This is a genomic window from Ideonella sp. (genome assembly GCF_041914305.1).
Lineage (GTDB): Bacteria > Pseudomonadota > Gammaproteobacteria > Burkholderiales > Burkholderiaceae_C > Ideonella.
This window is the reverse complement of record NZ_JAYSDQ010000003.1, coordinates 92,599-112,543: the sequence shown is the minus strand read 5'-3', so window position 1 is coordinate 112,543 and position 19,945 is coordinate 92,599. Positions and strand designations below refer to the sequence as shown.

Annotated in this window: 15 protein-coding genes; 4 read left to right on the top strand and 11 right to left on the bottom strand. The window is 69.9% G+C overall.

What is annotated here, in order from left to right:
- Positions 1-126 precede the first annotated feature (126 nt).
- The 5 genes from ACE3SG_RS05200 to ACE3SG_RS05180 form a co-directional block, all read right to left on the bottom strand.
- Positions 127-924, bottom strand: a complete 798-nt coding sequence (locus ACE3SG_RS05200; protein WP_374562935.1) for a peptidylprolyl isomerase — start codon at positions 922-924, stop codon at positions 127-129.
- 150 nt (positions 925-1,074) lie between these two features.
- Positions 1,075-1,350: a BolA family protein gene (locus tag ACE3SG_RS05195; protein ID WP_374562934.1), complete on the bottom strand. Its 276-nt coding sequence runs from the start codon at positions 1,348-1,350 to the stop codon at positions 1,075-1,077.
- Complete coding sequence (locus tag ACE3SG_RS05190) at positions 1,347-2,015, bottom strand: septation protein A (protein WP_374562933.1); 669 nt, start codon at positions 2,013-2,015, stop codon at positions 1,347-1,349. Before ACE3SG_RS05190 ends, ACE3SG_RS05195 begins: the two co-directional genes overlap by 4 nt.
- 269 nt (positions 2,016-2,284) lie before the next feature.
- Complete coding sequence (gene msrB, locus ACE3SG_RS05185; protein ID WP_374562932.1) at positions 2,285-2,704, bottom strand: peptide-methionine (R)-S-oxide reductase MsrB; 420 nt, start codon at positions 2,702-2,704, stop codon at positions 2,285-2,287.
- The gene (locus ACE3SG_RS05180; protein ID WP_374562931.1) at positions 2,701-4,212 is read right to left on the bottom strand and encodes a YdiU family protein; all 1,512 of its coding nucleotides are present in this window, start codon (positions 4,210-4,212) and stop codon (positions 2,701-2,703) included. Before ACE3SG_RS05180 ends, msrB begins: the two co-directional genes overlap by 4 nt.
- Before the next feature lie 163 nt (positions 4,213-4,375).
- Here ACE3SG_RS05180 and ACE3SG_RS05175 point away from each other — a divergent pair, with 163 nt between their 5' ends.
- The 4 genes from ACE3SG_RS05175 to ACE3SG_RS05160 are packed head-to-tail and all read left to right on the top strand — an operon-like array spanning position 4,376 to position 9,909.
- Complete coding sequence (locus tag ACE3SG_RS05175) at positions 4,376-7,171, top strand: TonB-dependent receptor (protein WP_374562930.1); 2,796 nt, start codon at positions 4,376-4,378, stop codon at positions 7,169-7,171.
- Positions 7,158-7,943, top strand: coding sequence for a DUF1223 domain-containing protein (locus tag ACE3SG_RS05170; RefSeq protein ID WP_374562929.1), 786 nt, complete (start codon positions 7,158-7,160; stop codon positions 7,941-7,943). The genes ACE3SG_RS05175 and ACE3SG_RS05170 overlap by 14 nt, the downstream gene beginning before the upstream one ends.
- Before the next feature lie 24 nt (positions 7,944-7,967).
- On the top strand, positions 7,968-9,416 hold the full coding sequence (locus ACE3SG_RS05165; protein WP_374562928.1) for a PLP-dependent aminotransferase family protein: 1,449 nt from the start codon (positions 7,968-7,970) through the stop codon (positions 9,414-9,416).
- A 19-nt stretch (positions 9,417-9,435) separates the two neighbouring features.
- The gene (locus ACE3SG_RS05160) at positions 9,436-9,909 is read left to right on the top strand and encodes a hypothetical protein (RefSeq protein ID WP_374562927.1); all 474 of its coding nucleotides are present in this window, start codon (positions 9,436-9,438) and stop codon (positions 9,907-9,909) included.
- 54 nt (positions 9,910-9,963) lie between these two features.
- Here ACE3SG_RS05160 and solA read toward each other — a convergent pair whose 3' ends face one another.
- The 6 genes from solA to ACE3SG_RS05130 form a co-directional block, all read right to left on the bottom strand.
- A complete protein-coding gene (gene solA, locus ACE3SG_RS05155) occupies positions 9,964-11,091 on the bottom strand; it encodes an N-methyl-L-tryptophan oxidase (protein ID WP_374562926.1) in 1,128 nt (375 codons plus the stop codon).
- Positions 11,092-11,128: 37 nt separating this feature from the next.
- Positions 11,129-12,136, bottom strand: coding sequence for a TolB family protein (locus tag ACE3SG_RS05150; RefSeq protein ID WP_374562925.1), 1,008 nt, complete (start codon positions 12,134-12,136; stop codon positions 11,129-11,131).
- A 321-nt stretch (positions 12,137-12,457) separates the two neighbouring features.
- On the bottom strand, positions 12,458-14,533 hold the full coding sequence (locus ACE3SG_RS05145; protein WP_374562923.1) for a TonB-dependent receptor plug domain-containing protein: 2,076 nt from the start codon (positions 14,531-14,533) through the stop codon (positions 12,458-12,460).
- Positions 14,534-14,631: 98 nt separating this feature from the next.
- Positions 14,632-16,695, bottom strand: coding sequence for a TonB-dependent receptor plug domain-containing protein (locus ACE3SG_RS05140; RefSeq protein WP_374562922.1), 2,064 nt, complete (start codon positions 16,693-16,695; stop codon positions 14,632-14,634).
- A gap of 115 nt (positions 16,696-16,810) precedes the next feature.
- Positions 16,811-18,826 (bottom strand): ATP-binding protein, encoded by a 2,016-nt coding sequence (locus ACE3SG_RS05135; protein WP_374562921.1) that lies wholly within the window; start codon positions 18,824-18,826, stop codon positions 16,811-16,813.
- Positions 18,823-19,752, bottom strand: a complete 930-nt coding sequence (locus tag ACE3SG_RS05130; RefSeq protein ID WP_374562920.1) for an ABC transporter substrate-binding protein — start codon at positions 19,750-19,752, stop codon at positions 18,823-18,825. The genes ACE3SG_RS05135 and ACE3SG_RS05130 overlap by 4 nt, the downstream gene beginning before the upstream one ends.
- Positions 19,753-19,945 lie beyond the last annotated feature (193 nt).

Genomic DNA, 19,945 nt, shown 5'->3' with positions numbered 1-19,945 from the left:
GCGGCGAACGATACAGCGCGACACGCGGCCCGCCGGTTCGCCGCGGTCCAATAAGTTCAAGCAAGCAAATTCGGGCCATGAAAAAAGCGCCCCGGGGGGCGCTTTCGTCTGGGTTCGCGAAGCGGCTTATTGCTGGGCGAACTTGTAGTCGGTCTTGGCGGCCTTCTTCAGGTCGTCCTGGTACTTCTGCAGCTTGGTCTGCTCGACGCGCTGCATCAGCTGCGGCTTGACTTCTTCGAACGACGGGAAGGTCGCTTCGCGGCTGTCTTCCAGCTTGATGATGTGGTAGCCGAACTGGGTCTTGACCGGGGTCTCGGTCATCTCGCCCTTCTTCAGCGCGGTCAGCGCGGCGCTGAACTCGGGCACGTAGCTGTCGGGCTTGGCGAAGTCGAGGTCGCCGCCGTTCTCGGCCGAGCCGGGGTCCTTCGAGCTCTTCTTGGCCAGGTCTTCGAACTTGCCGCCGGCCTTGATCTCGGCGATCAGCTTCTTGGCTTCGTCTTCGCTTTCGACCAGGATGTGGCGAGCGCGGTATTCGGTGCCCGATTGAGCGGCCTTGACCTTGTCGTACTCGGCCTTGGCTTCGGCGTCGGTGGCCGGGTTCTTCTTCTTGAAGTCTTCGAACAGCTCGCGGATCAGAACGGTCTGGCGCAGCAGTTCCATCTGTTCCTTGTAGGCGGCGCTGGCCAGGATGCCCTTCTTCTCGGCTTCCTGGACGAAGATCTCGCGCATCACGACTTCGTCGCGGGCACGCGTCTGCAGCTCGGGCGTGGCCGGCTGGCCGCCTTTGGTGGCCTGCTTGATCAGCATGTCGACGCGGGCCTTTTGAACGGGCTTGCCGTTCACGGTGGCCACGTTTTGCGCTTGCACGGCGAGCGGCAACAGGATGGCAGCGGCAGCCAGGACGGCGGTGGATTTCAGGTTCATGCGTGTCGCCTTCAGATGGTGACTCGTGACGAGGGTCAACGTTGTGGAACTAGGGGGTTGCTTGTCAGGCATGCCGCGTCAATCGCGACCTGAGGGCAACGCGCGACATGAGTCTCGCGTGGACACCAGGCGGTTTGCGCCAGCTACTTTTCAGGGTTCACCCGGTGCACGAGCATCGATCACCAGTGCGTGGATGCCCTGTGGCATCAAAGTGCTCAAAGAATCATACACGAGGCGATGGCGCGCCAAACGTGTCAAACCGCTGAAGCGATCGCTGACGATCCGCACCGCCAGATGGCTGCCTTCGCGGGCGCCGGCGTGCCCGGCGTGGGCCGCGCTGTCGTCGCGCACTTCCAGCTCCGAAGGCGCCAGCGTCGCCATCAATTGCTGCTGCACGGCGGCGGCCGTGACATGGGGTTTGGTCATGGTTCGCTGCCGGGCTTGTCGGCCGTGCCGGCCGCAGGCGTGGCCTCTTCCTCGTCAGGCAGGTACTTGCTCAGGTACATGCCCTGGCCGAGGAAGAAGACGAACATCAGCGCGGTGGTGCCGAAGGCCTTGAAACTGACCCAGGTGCTGGTCGAGAAGTTGTAGACCACCCACAGGTTCAGCACGCCCATGAAGCCGAAGAAAAGCACCCAGGCGAGGTTCAGCCGGCGCCACACCGGCTCGGGCAATTCGAGCTGTTCGCCGATCAGTTTCTTCAACAAGTTCTTACCAAAAATCGCCTGGCTGACCCAGAAGACCAGGCCGAGCGTCCAGTACAGGCCGCTGGGTTTCCACTTGATGAAGGTGTCGTTGTGGAAATAGATCGTCAGGCCGCCCAGCACGACCACCAGGCACAGGCTGACCCACAGCATCAGGTCGACATGGCGGCCACGCAGCTTCAAGACTGCGACCTGCGTCAGCGTGGCCAGGATCACGACGATGGTCGCCAGCAGCACCGGCGCTTGGTCGGGCCCGACCGTGCCGCCGGACATGAACTGGCCGAAGTGTTCGGTCGCAAAGGCCGCCGCGGCCTCCGGGTTGCGCCCGGTGAAGTGAAAGGTCACGAAAAACAGGACCAGCGGCAGGAAGTCGAGCAGCAGCTTCATGGAATACGGGCGAGCCGGCCCACCGGCGGCGGGCGCGGGCCGCAGTCTACTGCCGCCACGGAGCCGCCGCTGGACTGGCCAGGCGCGCGCAGCGTCGCCGCTCATCAAGTGGCGTGCGCGGATCTGGCTCTGCCGGTCCGCTGCGCGAGCCACCTCGGGGGGCTTCGCTCGGACATGAACAGTCCTGAGGACTGTTCGTGCCTAGCGAAGGGCCGAGCCTCTGGCTCGGCGCGGCCTGCAAGGCTGCCCGCCAGAGCGGGCGTGGGGGCCTATTTGGCGGCGTCGAAGTCGATGGCCGCCGAGTTGATGCAAAAGCGCTCGCCGGTGGGCGCCGGGCCGTCGTCGAACACATGGCCCAGGTGCGAGCCGCACTTGGCGCAGCGCACCTCGACGCGGGTCATGCCGTGCGACTGGTCGACCACGCGCTCGACGCGGCCGTCGTCCACCGCCTGCCAGTAGCTCGGCCAGCCGCAGCCGGCATCGAACTTGGTGCCCGATTCGAACAGCGTCTCGCCGCAGCCGACGCATTTGTAGACGCCGCTTTCCCAATGGTCCCAGAAGCGGCCGGTGAAGGCGCGCTCGGTGGCGGCGTGGCGGGCGATCTGGTACTCGGTGGGGCTCAACGCCGCGCGCCACTCTTCGTCGGTCTTTTGAACCGGGTAGCGGGGATCGTCATGTCGATGACTCATGAGGAACAGCTCACTTCAAGGTGTTGGGCCCAGTCGGGCGGGAAGGCGGCGTCCGCCTCGTGCTCAGGCTGTTCGTCGAACGGGCGGCTCAGAACTTTCAGCAGGCGCATCACCTCGCTGAAATCACCGGCTTCGGCGCGTTCGATCGCAGTCTGGGCCAGGTGGTTGCGCAGCACGAATTTGGGGTTGGCCCGGCGCATCTGCAAGGCCCGCGTGGCGTCGTCGCTGCCTTCGGCGGCCAGCCGTTCGGCGTAGCGCTGCGCCCAGCCGTCGAACGCGGCGCGGTCGATGAACAGGTCACGCAGCCCGCCTTGGGCGGCGCCGGGCGTGGTCGAGAAATCGCACAGCCGGCGCTGCGCGATCGTGTAGTCGGTCTTCTCGGTGGCCAGCAGTTGCAGCCAGCTGTCGATCAGCGCGGGGTCGTCGCTGCGCGCCTGGGCCAGGCCGAGCTTGGCGCGCATCAGGCCGGTCATCGCCTGGCTGAAGACCTCGGGGTAGGGCGCCAGCGCGGCCTGCAGGCCGTCGACGTCGTCGTTGACCAGCGGCGCCAGCGCCTGGGCCAGCGCGTGCAGGTTCCACCACGCCACCTGCGGCTGCGCGGCAAAGGCGTAGCGGCCGCGGTCGTCCGAGTGGTTGCAGATGTGGCGTGGGTCGAAGCCGTCGAGAAAGCCGAAGGGCCCGTAGTCGATCGTCAGGCCCAGGATCGACATGTTGTCGGTGTTCATCACGCCGTGGCAAAAACCAACCGACTGCCACTGCGCCATCAGCCGTGCGGTGCGCTCGGTCACCGCCTTCAGCATCGCCAGCACCGGCGTGGGCTCTTCGCGGCACTCGGGGTAGAAGCGGTCGATCACGAAGTCGGCCAGTTGCGCCAGCTCAGCCGGTTTGCCGTGGTGCGCGAAGTGCTCGAAATGGCCGAAGCGGATGAAGCTGGGCGCCACGCGCGTGGCCACCGCCGCGGTCTCGATGCGCTCGCGCCGCACCGGCAGCGTCGAGCCGGTCACGCACAGCGCTCTCGTGGTCGGGATGCCCAGGTGGTGCATCGCCTCGGAGCACAGGAACTCGCGCACCGACGAGCGCAACACCGCGCGGCCATCGCCCATGCGCGAGTAGGGCGTCAGGCCGGCGCCCTTGAGCTGGATCTCCCAGGGGCCTGACGGTGTGTCGAGCTCGCCCAGCCACAGCGCCCGGCCATCGCCCAACTGGCCGGCCCAGACGCCGAACTGGTGGCCGCTGTAGACCGAAGCCAGTGGCTGCATGCCGGGCCACAGCGCGTTGCCGCTGAACACCTGCAGCGGCGGCGCGGTGCCCTCGGCGTGGCCGGTCTCGCGCCAATCGGCACCCCAGCCCAGCAGGGCGGCGCAGTCGTCGCTCCAGGCCACCCAATGCGGGTCGGGCATGCCGGTGGCGCCGAGTTCGGTGAAGAAGGCCGTGCCCAGCGTGGCAAAGCGGTTGGACCAGGCCAGCGGGGCGATGGGCGCCAGCGAGGCGGTCGATCGATCGTTCATCCGCGCAGTGTAGGCAGGCCCGCCTTCAGCGCTGGCGGCAAGGTCTTGGGCGGGCACGGTCGTGCTCGATTGGGCCCCATCGCCGCGCCCGAATTGGGCCCCTGCGATCGATTGGGCCAATCCCAGAATTTGCGGCATTCCACAACACCGCAGGAGAGCCACGATGCCGCCACGCCGCCGCCGCGCCACCAGTCGCCCCAGCCTCCGCTTCATCCACCGCACGCCGCTGGCCCAGGCGCTGGCATGGGCCATCGGCATCGGGGCCATGGGCTCGGCGTGGGCGCAGCCGGCCGCGCCGGCCGAGCCCGAGGCCAAGCCGCAGCGGGTGGAGATCACCGGCTCGTCGATCAAGCGCATCGAGGCCGAAACCGCACTGCCGGTGCAGGTGATCCGGCGCGAAGAGATCCAGTCGTCGGGCGCGACCAATGTCGAGCAGCTGTTGACGCGGGTTGCCGCGGCCACCAGTGGCGGGGCGGTCACCGCGTCGATGGCCGCGGGCGCAACGACGGGCGGCATCTCCAGCGCATCGCTGCGCGGCCTGTCGGGCACGCGCACGCTGATCCTCATCAATGGCCGGCGCGTCAGTGCCTTCGGCGCCATCGGCGACAGCGTGTCGGTGGATGTCAACTCGATCCCGCTGGCCGCCATCGAGCGTGTCGAGGTGTTGAAGGACGGGGCCTCGGCGGTGTATGGCAGCGACGCGGTGGCCGGCGTCATCAACTTCGTGCTGCGGCGCGACTACCGCGGCGCCGAGGTCGGCCTCGAGTACGGCAACTCGACCCAAGGCGGTGGCGCGATCAGCCGCGCCAGCGTGCTGTGGGGCCATGGCGAATCGGCGGTCGACGGCTACAACCTCACGCTGATCGGCACCTACCAGAAGGAAGAAGGGCTGCGTGGCCGCGACCGCGATTTCGCCCGGTCCAGCATCAATGTCAAGCACCTGAACGACACCACCTCGGGCAACGCGTTCCCGGCCAACATCTTTTTCGGGGGCCACAGCTACAACCCGTTGGCGCCTGACTGCGACCCATCGGTGTCGAGCCCGCTGAACAGCCCGGCGGTGTGCCGCTACGACCCCGCGCCGTCGGTGCAGCTGGTGCCACCGACCGAGCGGGTCGGTTTCATGGCCAGTGCGATCGTGCCGCTGAACCCCGATATCGAGGCCTTCGGCGAGTTTTCGATCGGCCGCAACACGATCCACACGGTGATCCAGCCTGTGCCGATCTCAGACCAGTTCGCGCTACCGCCGAACCACCCGTTGTTCAACGTGGCGCCTTACAACGGCAACGCCACCATCGTGCTGAAGCCCGATTCGCCCTACTACCCGACCGATTTCGTGCGCACGCTGGTCGATGCCGGCGCACCGCTGCCCGACCTGCTGGTGCGCTACCGCTCGATCGTGACCGGCGACCGCGACCTGACCGACATCGTGGAGCCCGCGCGTGGCGTGCTCGGCCTGCGCGGCACGCTGGGCGGCTGGGACTTCGACGCCGCGCTGCTGCACAGCCAATCGAAGGTCACCGAGCGCGTCAACCACGGCTACCCGTCGTACCAGGGCATCCTGCCGCTGCTCAACAGCGGGCGCGTCAACTTCTTCGGCCCCAACACGCCCGATGTGCTGGCCGAGATCGAGGCGACGCAGTTTCGTGGCAACGCCTACGTCAACCAGACCAGCCTCAGCAGCCTGGCGCTCAAGGGCTCGACCGAACTGACCAGCCTGCCGGGCGGGGCGCTGGCGCTCGCGTTGGGCGGCGAGTTGCGGTGCGAGGCCTTCGAGTCGTCGCCGAGCCTGACCATCCAGTCGGGTGACATCACCGGCTTCGGCGGCAACTTCCTGCCGGTCGACCAGGACCGCCAGGTCAAGGCGGTGTTCGCCGAGCTGAGCGCGCCGCTGATGAAAGGGCTGGAGCTCGACCTGGCGGTGCGCCACGACCGCTACGAGGGCTCGGGCTCGGCCACCACGCCGAAGGCCAGCGTGCGCTGGCAACCGATGCGCGAGCTGCTGCTGCGCGGCTCGATCGGCCGCGGCTTTCGCGCCCCCAGCCTGACCGACCTGTTCGGGCCGCAGGTCACCGGCGTCAGCTCCAACGGGCTGGACGACCCGTTGCGCTGCGGCATCGACGGCAACAACAGCTCGAACGATTGCCAGACGCAGTTCCCGATCCTCGCCGGCGGCAACACCGCGCTCGAGCCCGAGCGCAGCCGCAACACCACGCTGGGCTTCGTCGTCGAGCCCATGGCCGGGCTGTCGCTGGGTGTCGATGCCTTCGACATCCACCTCAGCAAGACCATCGTCGCCGGCGTGCCGGTGGACAACATCCTGGGCGACCTCGACCGCTTCGGTGACCTGGTGCACCGTGGCCCGCCGGACAACGCGTTCCCGAACCTGCCCGGGCCGATCGTCCAGATCGACCAGCGCCAGATCAACCTGGGCCAGAGCAAGATCCGCGGGCTGGACATCGACGCCAAGCTGCGCTGGCCCAAGCTGCCGATCGGCGACCTGGGCATCAGCCTGAGCGGCACCTACTTCCTGAAGTACGACGTGCAGGCGCCCGACGGCAGCTTCTCGGACGGCATCGCCGACGCCAACAGCCTGGCCAGCGCCAACGCGGCCGGCATCATCCCGCGCTGGAAGCACTACCTCGCCTTCAACTGGCGCTCGGGCCCGTGGTCGGCCACGCTGGCCCAGAACTTCCAGACCGGCTACAAGGACGTGCCCGGAACCGCAGACCCCGACGGCAAGATACGCCGCGTCAGCGACTACACGACCTACGACCTGCTGGGCACCTACCAGTTCAGCCGCACGCTCGACCTGGGCCTGGGCGTGAAGAACCTGCTCGACACCGACCCGCCGTACACCAACAACGGCGGCCGGGCTTTCTTCCAGGCCGGTTATGACCCGACCTATGTCGACCCGCGTGGCCGCTTCGTCTACTTGCGCGCCAATGTCCGCTTCTGAAGGCGCGCGCCGCCTGCTCGGCGCGGTGTTGCTGGCGGCGGCGCCGCACGGTTTCGCGGCCACGCCGGCGGTGCCTGCCGCCACGCCGCTGGCCTGCCGCACGGCGCCGCCGGGTGCGCGCATCGTGCTGGTCGAGTTGTACAGCTCGGAGGGCTGCGACAGCTGCCCGCCGGCCGAGCGCCGTTTCGGCGCGTTCGAGCCTGGGCCGGCCCTGGTGCCGGTGGTCTGGCATGTCGACTACTTCGACAGCCTGGGCTGGGTTGACCGTTTCGCGCTGCCCGCGTCGTCGCAGCGGCAACGTGCGCTCGTCGCGGCCGGCAGCGTGCCGGCGGTGGTCACGCCGCAGGTCTTCGTCGACGGGCAGGCATTCGCTGCCTGGCGCGACGAGCGGGCCCTGCGCTCGCGCCTGCTGCGCCAGGCCGCGCAGACACCGGCGGTGGCGCTGGTGCTGCAAGGCTTGGCGCGCGCCGGTGACCGCCTGCGCTTCGAGCTGCGCGCCCAGGCGGCGCCCACCGCGCCACCGATCTGGCTGCAGGCAGTGCTGCTCGAAGGCGGGCTGGTGTCGGCGGTGTCGCAGGGCGAGAACCGCGGTGCCACGCTGCACCATGAGCACGTGGTGCGCGCTGCCGCGGGGCCGGTGGCGGGGGCGGGCCCTTGGCGGGCCGAGCTGGCGCTGCCGACGCCCACGCCGGCCGAGCTGGCGCTGGTGGTGTGGGCACAAGACGAGACCGGCCGCACGCTGAATGCGAGCTGGGCCCGCTGTACGCTGTGAGCCCGCGAACCGAACCACTCCGCCATGCACCTCGACCTCGACGCCGACGGGCCCCAGTACCTGCAGTTGAGCCGCGCGATCCGCAGCGCTGTGCAGCAGGGGCGGCTGGCCAGCGGCACGCGCCTGCCGCCCACGCGCGAGCTGGCGCAAACGCTGGGCCTGGCGCGCAACACGGTGCGGGCCGCCTACGAACACCTGGGTGCACAAGGGCTGGTCGAGGGGCGCGTGGGCGCGGGCAGCTACGTGCATGCCAACGGCCGCGACAGCGCCCCGGCCAACGGCGCGCCGGCCCTGGCGCTGCTGCCCGGCGCCACGCCGGCGCCGTCGGCCTATGCGCGGCGAGCGCGCGAGCTGCTGCGCGAGTTTCCGGCCTGGCGCCGGCACCTGGGCGTGCGCTACAGCCTGCAGTATGGCGAGCCGTTTGCCGATGCGCTGCTGCCCGAGCAATGGCGCAACGCGCTGGCCCGCGCGGCGCTGTACACGCCGATGGGTTACCCGGCGATGGCCGGCGTGCCGGCGTTGCGCGAGCAGGTGTGCAAGTACCTGCGCAGCCGCCGCGCGGTCGACGCCTCGCCCGACCAGGTGTTGATCGTCGCCGGCACGCAGCAGGCGCTGGCGCTGGCCGCGCGGGTGCTGCTCGACGAGGGCGACACCGCGGTGGTCGAAGACCCGGGCTACTTCTCGGCCCGCCACACCTTCCTGGCCCATGGTGCGCGGCTGGTCGGCGTGCCGGTGGACAAGTCGGGCCTGGTGGTCGACGAGCTGCCCGAGCGGCGGCCCGGGCTGGTGTTCGTCACGCCATCGCACCAGTTTCCGCTCGGGGCGGTGATGTCGCAGCGGCGGCGTCAGGAACTGCTGCGTTATGCCGCACGCCACGACACCTGGATCGTCGAGGACGACTACGACGCCGAGATCCGCTACGACAGCCGGCAGGTGGCGGCATTGAAGGCGATGGACCGGCAGGACCGCGTCATCTTCGTCGGCAGCTTCTCGAAGGTGCTGGCGCCGTCGATCCGGCTGGCCTACATGGTGCTGCCGGCGGCCTTGCGCGAAGACTTCGTGACCGCCAAGCGCCTGATGGACATGGGCTGCCCGGCGATCGAGCAGGCCGCACTGGCGCACTTCATGGAGACCGGCGCCTTCGAGCGCCACCTGCGCCGGGTGGTGCGCGCGCTGCGGGCGCGGCGCAATGCCTTGTTCTCGGCCATGCAGCAGCACGGTGCCGACTGGCTGGAGCTGCACGACAGCCACGCCGGCATGCATGTGGTGGGCCGGCTCAAGGGCCGCGTCGCCACGCGGCAGGCCGAGTTGATCGAGGCGGCGCGCTTGCGCGGCGTGGGGGTCTACACGCTGGCGCAGCACTACATCCGCCCGCCGGCGCAGCCGGGGCTGCTGTTCGGCTTTGCGGCGCTCAGCCCGAGCGAGATCGAAGTTGCCGCGCGCCAGCTGGGCCGCGCGGCCAGCGAACTGTGAACACAACGGTGAGAAGACGATGAACCAAGCGACGTGGATGGCCATCCTGGTGGGCGGTGGCGTGGCCGCATTGAACGACGGCCTGCTGGCCACCATCTTCTGGGGTGTGGCGAAGGGCGTGTCGCCGCAGCGGGTCTTCCAGAGCGTGGCGTCGGGCCTGCTCGGCCGCGAGGCGGCCGTCGCCGGCGGGCTGGCCACCGCCTTGCTGGGCGTGGCCCTGCACATCTTCATCGCGCTCGGCATGGCCACCGCCTTCGTGCTGGTGGCGCAGCGGGTGCCGGCGCTGCTGCGCTGGCCCTGGCCGCTGGTGGGCCTGGCCTATGGCGTGGTGCTGCTGCTGGCGATGCACCACGTGGTGCTGCCGCTGTCGCGCGCCGGGGCGCCGTCCGACTGGTGGCCATGGACGGTGGCCGACTGGTGCACCCACCTGATCCTGGTGGCGATGCCGATCGTGCTGGCGGCGCGGCATTGGCTGGCGCCGGTGCAGGCCTGACGCTGCCGGTGTGACCCGCAAGGTTCGGGCGGGTGATCGCCTGGGCATCGCCCCCTAACGCCAGCCGAACAGGCCGAGGTCGAAGCGTGTCGGTTGGCCCTGCACCAGGTCGGCGACGATTTCGCCGATGACCGGCGCGAACTTGAAGCCGTGGCCCGAGCAAGGGCTGGCGACGATGACCTGCGGCTGCTCGGGGTGGCGGCCGAGCCAGAAGTGCTCGTCGGGTGTGTTGGTGTACAGGCACACCGACGAGCTGAGCCGGTGCCCGTCGGCCGCCGGCACGAAGCGGCGTACAGCAGCGCGCAGGTCGTTGACGTCTTGCGTGCTGACCTCGCGGCGCACGGTGTCGACGGTGCAGGCGTCGCCGCCATGGTGGAAGGCCAGCTTCACGCCCGTGCCCATGTCGGGCAAGCCGTAGAAGAACCGCTGGCCGTCGATCTGCCACAGGTGGACGGGGCAGCGATCGGGGCCGAAGGCATCGGCATGGGCGGCCGGTGCGAGCCAGTGCAGCACCTGGCGCTCGACCTGAAACGGCAGCCGCATGCCGGGCAGCAGCGACGCGACCCATGCGCCGGCGCTGATGATCAACTGCCGCGCGCGGCAGCGGCGCTGCGCGGTGAACACGCTCACGCCGCCGCCTTCGGCCTGCCAGCGATCGACCGGCTCGTCGAAGCGCAGCGTGGCGCCGCGCTGCAGGGCCTGGTCGAGCTGCGCCGCCACGCAGGCCTCGGGCGCCAGCACACCGGCGCGCGGCTCCCACACGCCGACCATGCCGGGCTCCGGGTGCAGCACCGGAAAGCGCGCGTGGATCTCCTTGGCCGACAGCATCTCGTGCGCCAGGCCGTGCAGCAGCGCGCTGCGGCGGGCCCCCTCGACCAGCTCGCTGTCGGGCGCCCCGATCATCAGCCCGCCGGTGGGGGCCAGCAGCCGCGTGCCGCTGAGCTGCTCCAGTTGGTGCCACAGATCGAAGGCGCGCTGCACCATCGGCACATACACCGGGTGCTCGAAGTAGGCCTCGCGGATGATGCGCGAGTCGCCGTGCGACGAGCCCATGGTGTGCGGCGGCGTGAAGCGGTCGAAGCCGACCACGTCGATACCGCGCCGCGCCAGCTCGAAAGCCGCTGCGCTGCCCATGGCGCCCAGGCCGATGATCGCGACGTCGTGGGTGTGTGCGGTGCTCATCGGGGCTGCCTTGCCAGTCGGTGTGGGGGCGCGCCGGCTACCGCCGCGCGGTGTAGTCGGCGCCCAGCTTGTTGCGCCCGTCGCCGCTGTTGATCTGGCCAGGTGCGATGCGCCAGACCTTGCCGCTGCGCAGGTGGCCGATCACCAGCGAGTAGGTCGTGTCGTAGGCGTCGCTCGAAAAGGCGAGCAGGTCTTCGTCGACCGGCGCCGCGTCGGAGTTGTCGCGCTCGCAATCGTTGAGCGCCAGCGTCTCGGGTGCGCCGCTGGCCTGGCCGACGGCGTGGCGCAGGATCTGGTCGTTGCCGCTGCCGGCGAGCGTGCGGGTGAAGTAGTAGTTCGAGTAGTCGCGCACGACCGGGTAGTACTCGTGGGCGCCGTCGGGCGGGGTCGAGAACTGCGTGGCCTTGTGGGTGGCCAGGTCCATGCGCCAGATGCGCATCGAGGCGCCGGTGCCCACGGTGTAGAACAGGTACTTGCCCGAGGGGCTGAAGTACGGCATCGATTCTTCGGTGGCCCAGCCGTCGGTGGTCACCGCCTCCCACGAGGCCACGGTGCCGCCGTCTGCCGACAGGTTGCCGATGCGCAGGTCGCCATCGTGCTTGATGACGATGCGCCGGCCATCGAACGAGAACTTGGGGTCTTCGTTGCGGCCGCCGATGGCGGCGGTGAGGTTGGTGGGCAGGTCGGGCGAGCCCGGCGACCACTGGAAGACATGCCAGTTGCCGCCTTGCCGGCCCATGAAGACGATGCGCCGGCCGTCGGGCGAGAAGCGGGCGTTCATCGGGTCGGTGATGGCCCAGGCCGCGCTGTCGAGCCGCGTCAGCGCCTGGCTGGCGAAGTCGTAGAGGAACATCCGCGAGCTGCCGTCGCCATAGGCCAGGTACGAGTGGTAGACCAGCCGGCCGGGCAGGCTGGGAAAGGTCGATGCCGGCTCGAGCGTGTGGTGGCTGGTGCAGCCGGCGGCCGCCAGGCCGGGCGCAGACCAGGCGGCGACGACGAACACGAGCGGGGCGGCCAGGGCGGCGGGGCGGGGGCGAATGGTCATGGGGCTCTCCTCGCGGCCGATCGTAAGAGCGCCGATCGTGCGGCCAGGCCCGAGCTTGCAACCATTCGTTGTCGCCGCGGCACCCGTTTCGGCTGGCGTGCGGGCATAAGAAAAGCCCGCGACCTTCTGACGGGTGGCGGGCTCACTTCCGGCGCTGCTCGTGAGAACGGCGACGGTTCGCTTGGCACAGGGTCACGGGTTCCCTGACTCCGCCCAGTCTGCGGTCGGTTGCGTGCTGCGATGTCGTTATTGTGCGTGGCGGCGCGCCGGGCGATCGATGGAAATGAGCCCCCTCCGGCGGTCATTTGCGGCCGTTCGGGCTCAGAGCCGCCAGCTGAACTGCAGCAGCGCCGAGCGGCCGGCCAGCGGGATGTCATAGGGCAGCGACACGAAAGGCACGCCGTAGATGCTGGGCTCGCGCGCGTCGGCATTGAACAGGTTGCGCAGGGTCAGCGCCACGGCCCAGGGGCCGCCGCCGGGCTCGACGCGTAGGTTCAGGTCGACGGTGGTGTAGTCGGGCACCTTGGGTCGCGTGTCCTGCGCTTCGCGGCGCCGATCGGCCACCCAGTTGGCCTGCACCTGGGCTTGCCAATCGGCGGCCGGGCGCCAGTCGACGCGCAGGTTGGCGTGCTGGCGCGGTGCCAGGCCGGCATCGCGGCCGGTGTCGCTGTCGAGCACACGCTGCAGGCTGTAGCCACCGGCCAGGCGCCAGGCGCGGTTGGGGTCCCACTGCGCTTCGAGCTCCAGCCCGCGGCCGTCTTGCCGGCCCTGGTTCTGGAAGGTGATCGCGTTGTCGGTGCGGATGATGTCGCTTTGCCGGAAGCGGTACAGGTTGAGCCCCAGGTGCGCGTTGGTGGCCGCCTGCCAGCTGAAGGCGGCTTCGAGCGTGCGCAGGGTTTCGGGCTTCAGGTCGGGGTTGCCGATCGCCGCCGGGTTGTTGATGACATACAGCTCGGTGAACGAGGGCGCCCGAAACGCGCTGCCGTACAGCAGCTTGGCGGTCACGTCGTAGTCTGCCTCCCAGACCAGCGCGAGGCGGGGGTGGGTGGTGCCGCCGAAGTCGGAGTAGCGGTCGTGGCGCAGGCCCGCGGTGAGCGACAGGTCGGGCGCCAGCGCCCATTCGTCTTGCACGTAGGCATGCACGACATGGCGCTTGTGCGGCGTGGTGAAGGGCACGGTGTGGGTGACATCGGTCTCGTCTTCGAGCGAGCCGGTGCCGATGGGGCTGAAGTCGGGGTTGAAGTTCTTGGTCTCCCGGTTCTTGTACATGTCTTGCAGCGTGTAGCCGGCACCCAGGCGGAAGCGGTGCTGCGCGACGCCGGAATAGACCGCGGTGGTCTCCAGCCGCAGGTGGCGCTCCCACTTGGCGGGCGCGCCGATCATGCCGTCTTCGAAGGTGCCCAGGCCCAGGTTGGTGCCCGCCGGGAACAAGAACAGGTGCGAGATCTCGTAGTAGTGGGCGGCGTTGGCGCGGGCGGTCAGGTCCCAGCCGCGGCTGAAGGCCGGGTCGTGCCAGCTCAGGTCGAGGTCGACGCGCTCGCTGGAGCTGCGGCCGTTCGGGTCCAGCGCCTGCGCCACGCCGGTGCCCGAGCCGATGTCGGTGGCGTGCTTGTAGCTCGTGCGCAGGCGCCAGGCGTCGACCGTGAAGTCGAGCGCGCCGGCCAGGATCTTGTGGGCGTAGTTCGGGGCGCCGGGCGCCAGCGACACGGGCGGCACGCCGAAGGGGGCGAAGATGTTGTCCAGCCCGGTCTGCGCGTCTTCTTGAACGGTGGGCCGCGCGCCGTCCGTCTGGCTGAACGACAGGTAGGCGGCCATGTCGACGGCGCCCAGCCGGCCGCCATGCAGCAGCCAGCCGCCGGCAGTGCCGAACGATCCGCCATAACCACCCAGCTGGGTGCCCGCGATGTCGGCCGCGGTCTTGGTGTGGATGTTGATGACGCCGGCGTAGGCGTCGGCCCCGTACAGCGCGGAGCCCGGGCCGCGGATGACCTCGATGCGGGCAATGTTCTCGACCGGCTGGCCGGCCCAGTTGATGCCGCGGTCGCCGGCGTAGACGCAGGTCAGCGGCATGCCGTTGACGAGCAACAGCACCTGCGGGTTGGTGATGCTGCCGCGGATGCCGCGCATCGTGTACATCGGCGTGAAGCCCAGCGTCGAGCGCTCGACATGCAGGCCCGGCACGGTCTCGAGCACCTCGTCGAGGTCGATCGCGCCACTGGCGACGATGTCTTCGGCGGTGATCACCGTGGCTATTGACGGTGCGCGCGCCACCGGCACCCGCGAGCCGGTGGCGATGCTGACGAAAGACTTGTCGCCGAACGCCATCGACAGCTCTTCTTCTTCGGTCGGCTGGGCGGCCCGCAGGCCAGCGCCGTGCCCCACCAGCAGGGCCGCCATCAAGCCCAGCCTCCATCCCGCCCTCAGGCCGGTGGCTGCGGGTCGCTTCAGCCGGGGTGGTGGTGCAGGGTGGCGATGCAAGGTGTTTGCCATCTCGATCAGAAGCGGTAGCTCACTTGCGCGTAGAGGGCCCGCCGTGCCATCGGCAGATCGTTCGGGATGGCGGTGCCCGGCGCCAGGCTGGGCTCGCGCACGTCGGCATTGAACAGGTTGCGCAGCGTCACGGCCATGCCCCATGGGCGTGGGCTGGCGGCCGTGCGCAGCGTCAGGTCCACCGTGGTGAAGTCGGCGATCGGCTGGCGTGCGTCGCCGGCGGCGCGCTCACGATCGGCCACCCAGTTCAGCTGCGTGCTGGCGAGCCACTCGCCGGCGAAGTTCCAGTCCACCCGCGCATACAGATGGTGGTGCGGGGCGTAGCCGGCGTCCTGGCCGGTGGCCTGGTCGACCGAGTGCTGGTAGGCGTAGTTGCCGGCCAGGCGCAGGTGGCGGTTGAGCTCCGACACCAGCTCCAGCTCCAGCCCGTGGCCGCGCTGGCTGCCGGCGTTCTGCACCGTGTTGGCAGGTGGCGGTGCGGTGTTGGGCACGCCGCGGATGATGTCTCGCATCGTGTACCGGAACAGGCTCAGGTTCACCTGGGTCTGGGCGTCCACCGTCCAGGCCAGGACCGTCTCCAGCGTGTGGATGGTCTCGGGGCGCAGCGCGGGGTTGCCGCCGAGCACGGGGTTGTTGACGCTGTACTGCTCGGTGAACGACGGCGCGCGGAAGGCTCGGCCCAGCAGCAGCTTGGCGGTGAGGTCGTAGCGCGCATCCCAGACCAGCGCCACGCGCGGGTTGGTGGTTCGGCCGGAATCGGAGTAGTGGTCGACCCGCACCCCGGCCGTCAGGGCCCAGTCGCGGGCAAAGGCCCATTCGTCTTGCACGTAGGCGTGGTCGACCCGCCGCCGCTGCGGCTGCAGGAACTTCAGCTCGGTGTCGGAGAAGTCGGTGACGTCTTCGAACGAGCCGGTGCCGATGCGGCTGAAGTTGGGGTTGAAGTTCTTGTACTCGGCCGTCTTGTACAGGTTCAGGTCGTCGTGGCCCAGGCCGAAGCGCAAGCTGTGGCCGCTGAAGCCGGTGTAGGTGGCGAAGGCCGACAGGCGCAGTTGCCGTTCCCACTTGTTGGGGCTGCCGATCAGCCCGTCGGTGAACACGTTGCCCGGCCCCAGGGTCGTGCCGGCCGGCAGCAAGATCAGGTCCGACACGACGGTGTCGGCGTAGTAGAGCGTGCTGGCCGTCAGCCCAACGCCCCAGTGCGGCGCGACCTGCGGATCGGTCCACGACAGATCGCTGGTGATGCGCTCGCTGCGCATCTTGCCCGCGGGGTCGAGTGCGGACGCGATGCCGGCACCGGTGCCCACGTTGTCACGCAGCTTGTAGCCGAAGCGCAGGCGCCAGTGGCCATGGCCCAGGTCGAGGTTGCCGTCCACCGCGTCGCGCCCGGTGTTCACCGGGCCGGGGGCCAGCGAGACGGCGGGCTGGGCGCCGTCTGCCGTGATGATGCTTCTGAACCCGTCGGTCTGCCCCACGCGCAGGTAGGCGGCCACGTCCAACGGCCCCAACTGGCCGCCGTGCAGCACCCAGCTGTCCCAGGTGTGGAACGAGCCGCCCCGCACGCCGACCTGGGTGCCAGGCGCGTCGGCCGCCGTCTTGGTGATGATGTTGATCACGCCGGAGTAGGCATCGGCGCCATACAGGGCCGAGCCCGGGCCGCGGATCACCTCGATGCGGGCGATGTGCTCGACCGGGTAGCCACCCCAGATGTTGCCCTTGTTGCCGACGAACATCGTCGTCATCGGCACGCCGTTTTGCAGCAGCAAGGTCTGCGGCGTGAACTGGCTGTAGATGCCGCGGATGACGTAGAGCGGGCCGTAGACATTGGCGGCGCGGGCCACATGCAGGCCGGCCACCGATTCGAGCACCTCGTCGAGATCGATGGCGCCCATCGCGGCGATGTCTTTCGCGGTGATCACCGTGGCCACCGCCGGCGCCCGGCGCAGCGGCTGGGGGCTGCCGGTAGCGATGCTGACGCTGCCCTGGTCGCCATAGGCCAGCGCCAAATCCTCTTCGTCGGTCTGGGCGTGCGCGCCTGGCGGCGCCAGCAGCAGACCGAGGGCCAGGGTCAAGGCGCAGCACCACCAGGGTGTCATAGATCGTTGCCGTTGCGGGTGCGGCGTAGTCTATGCATTCGGGCTCCCGGCCGCCACATCAGCCGACTGGGCGGCGCCAGGAGCGTGGTTTTCATGCCCGGTGCCACGCCAGGTGCAACTGTGCGGCCAGCACCGCCAGCAATTGCTCGTGGCTGACCGGCTTGGCCAGGAAGTCGTCTGCACCGATCGCCAGGCCCGCCTGGCGATCGGCGGCCGAGGCGTTGGCCGAGACCAGCACCACCGGCAAGGAGCGGGTGGCGGCGTCCTGGCGCAACCGGGCCGTGGCCTGCAGCCCGTCCAGCACCGGCATGCGCACGTCCATCAGCAGCAGGTCCGGTTGCACGAGCTGCACCTGGTGCAGCGCCTGTTGCCCGTCGCACGCTTCGTGCACGTCGAAGCCGAGCCGGCGCAGCATTTCGCACAGCATCGTGCGGTTGGCGGGCACGTCGTCGGCCACGACGATGCGCCGCATCGGCCCGTCGTAGCCCTGGACGAACGGTGCCGGCGCGGGCGGCGGGGCCGGCGGCGTGTCGGCCAGCGGCAGGGTCAGCTCGAACCAGAACACGCTGCCGGCGCCCGGCTGGCTGCGCACCTGCACGTCGCCGCCCATCAGCCGCACCAGCTGGCGGCTGATGGCCAGGCCCAGGCCGGTGCCGGCCGCGCGTTGGTGGGCCTCGCCGGCCTGCTCGAAAGGTTGGAACAGGCGCTGCGCGGCCTCGGCGCTGATGCCCACGCCGCTGTCGCGCACCTCGAAGTGCAGCCGCGCGCCGCGGGCCACCGGGCCGAGGTGGCGCACGCACAGCGTCACGTGGCCTTGCTCGGTGAACTTGACGGCGTTGCCGAGCAGGTTGATCAGCACCTGGCGCAGGCGCTTTTCGTCGCCCAGCACATGGGCCGGCGGCGCCGGGTCGACATCGACGACGAAGGCCAGGCCTTTCTCTTCAGCCTTGACGCGCACGATGTCGGCCACGCTGCGCACCAGGCAGCCCAGATCGACCGGCGAGCTCTCGATCAGGGTCTTGCCGGCCTCGATGCGCGCCAGGTCGAGGATGTCGACGATCAGCGTCAGCAGGTGCTCGCCGCTGCTCTGGATGATGCCCAGGCCGGCTTGCTGGCGGTCGCTCAGTCCCGCGTCCATGCGCAGCAGCTGTGCGTAGCCCAGCACGGCGTTCAGCGGCGTGCGCAGCTCATGGCTCATGCGGGCCAGGAACTCGCTCTTGGCGGCGTTGGCCACTTCGGCGCGCTCCTTGGCGTCTTGCAACTCGGCGGTGCGGGCCAGCACGGCGGCCTCGAGCTGGTCGCGGTGGCGCTGCAGCTCTTCGCCACGGGCGTTCTGCGCATCGATCATGCGGTTGAAGGCCCGCGCCATCTGCTGGATGTCGCTCGGGCCGCTGAGCGTGGCGTGCACGCCGGGCTCGCCACGCTCGGCGCGGGCCATCGTGTTGGACAGCTCGGTCAGCGGCTGGGTCAGCCGGCTGGCCAGCCAGCGCAGCAGCACGACGAACAAGACCGCCAGCAGCAGCGAGATGGCCAGGCTGGCGAAGAAGACCTGCGCCAGCATGCGGCGCAGCGTGCCCTTGCCGACGACCACCCGCACATCCCCCAGCAACTCGTCCTGGTTCTCGATCACGTCGAACGGTGTCGCGTTGCGTTGGGCGACGACCGGGGCGACGAAGTGCCAAGCGTCGTCGGTCTCGGCGGCCAGCCGCGGCTCGCCCAGCACCGGCCGCGGGGCCATGGTGACGGTGCCGGGCCCGACCGCGCCGCGGGCCAGCAGCACCTGGCCATTGGCGCTGCGCAGCTCGACGCCGATCACGTCGGGGAAGGCCAGCGTCGCGCGCACGGCTTCGGCCGCGTTCTCGGGCGCCAGCGAGATCAGCGCCAGCGGGGCCTGGTGGGCCAGGCTCTGGGCCACGCGCTGGCCCTGGTCGACCAGCGTGGCGCGGACCTGGCGGGTGGCCAGCCACGAGCTGGCGAGCGACGACAGCAAGGCCAGCAGCAAGATGCCGGTGGTGGCCGCGGCGCTGAGCTGGCCGCGGAAGCTCGATTCGCGCCAATCCTGCGAGAACGACGCGGGGGTGAAGGGGGCGCGCAGGAACCGCATCATGACTCGGGGTACAGCTTGGCGATGCGCTGGGCGCGCAGGTCCAGCTCGAGGCCCAGATGGGCGGCGGTGCGCTGGTTGGCGGCCACCAGCACATCGCGCAAGGGCCGCAGGCCGCGGGCGGGGCGCTTGCCGGTCAGGGTGTCCATGGCCGACTGGGCCAGGCTGCGGCCCATCGCGGCGTTGTCGGGGTACAGCGCGAACAGCGCGCCGCGGCGCACATGCTGCGCGTTGCTGGAGATGACCGCGAAGTTGCGCCGCCAGGCCTCTTGCAACACCAGCGGCAGCAAGGTGGCCTCTTCGACGGTGGTCGAGTCTTGCGGCAGCCACAGCACGTCGCGCTGGGGCTCGGCCGCGGCGACGATGTCCTGGTAGGCCTTGGTGGCGCGCTGCAGGTCGCCGGCCTCGATGGTTGTCAGCTCGAGCCCGAGCGGCCTTGCGGCGTCTTGCGCCAGGCGCATCAGCCAGGCGTTCTGCTGCGGGTCGTGCACGGCCCACACGCGGCGGGCGGCGGGCAGCATGCGGCGCAGCTGCGCAAAGATCAGCGCCGGGTCGGGCGCCAGGCTGTACACGGTGTAGGCCTGGGCCTGCGCCTCGGGCACCGCCAGCACACAACCGGCGACGACGCTGATCGAGCGGTCTAGCGCCTCGGCGGCCTTCAGCCCGCTGCGGCCCAGCGCGATGACCACCCGCACCTCTCGCTTGCGAAGCTCGTCGGCCAGCGCTGGCGCCGTGATCTCGGTGCCGACCGCAAAGCCGGGCACCGCCTGGCGGACCTGTTCGCGAATGCCGTCGATGATGCTGGCAAACACCGATCGAAAGGGTTCGCCGATCTCGGGGTAGACCACCGCCAGCGCGCCGCCTTCGGCCGCCCGCAGCGTCGACCCGGGCCACCCGGCCACCGCGGCCCACCAGCCCAAGACCTGCAAGGCGTGCCGCCTGCGGCGTAGGGAGGGCGGCGGGGACTGCATGGGTTGGGAGGCTACGGCATTGCTGACGGCATGGGGCGATCGAATCTAGCACCACATGGCTGGCGTATCGGTAGGGATGTCGTGTGGGAAACAACGGTCCCGCACGACGGGGCGGCGTATCAGGGCTTCACCTCCTTGGGAGCGTGGTCTT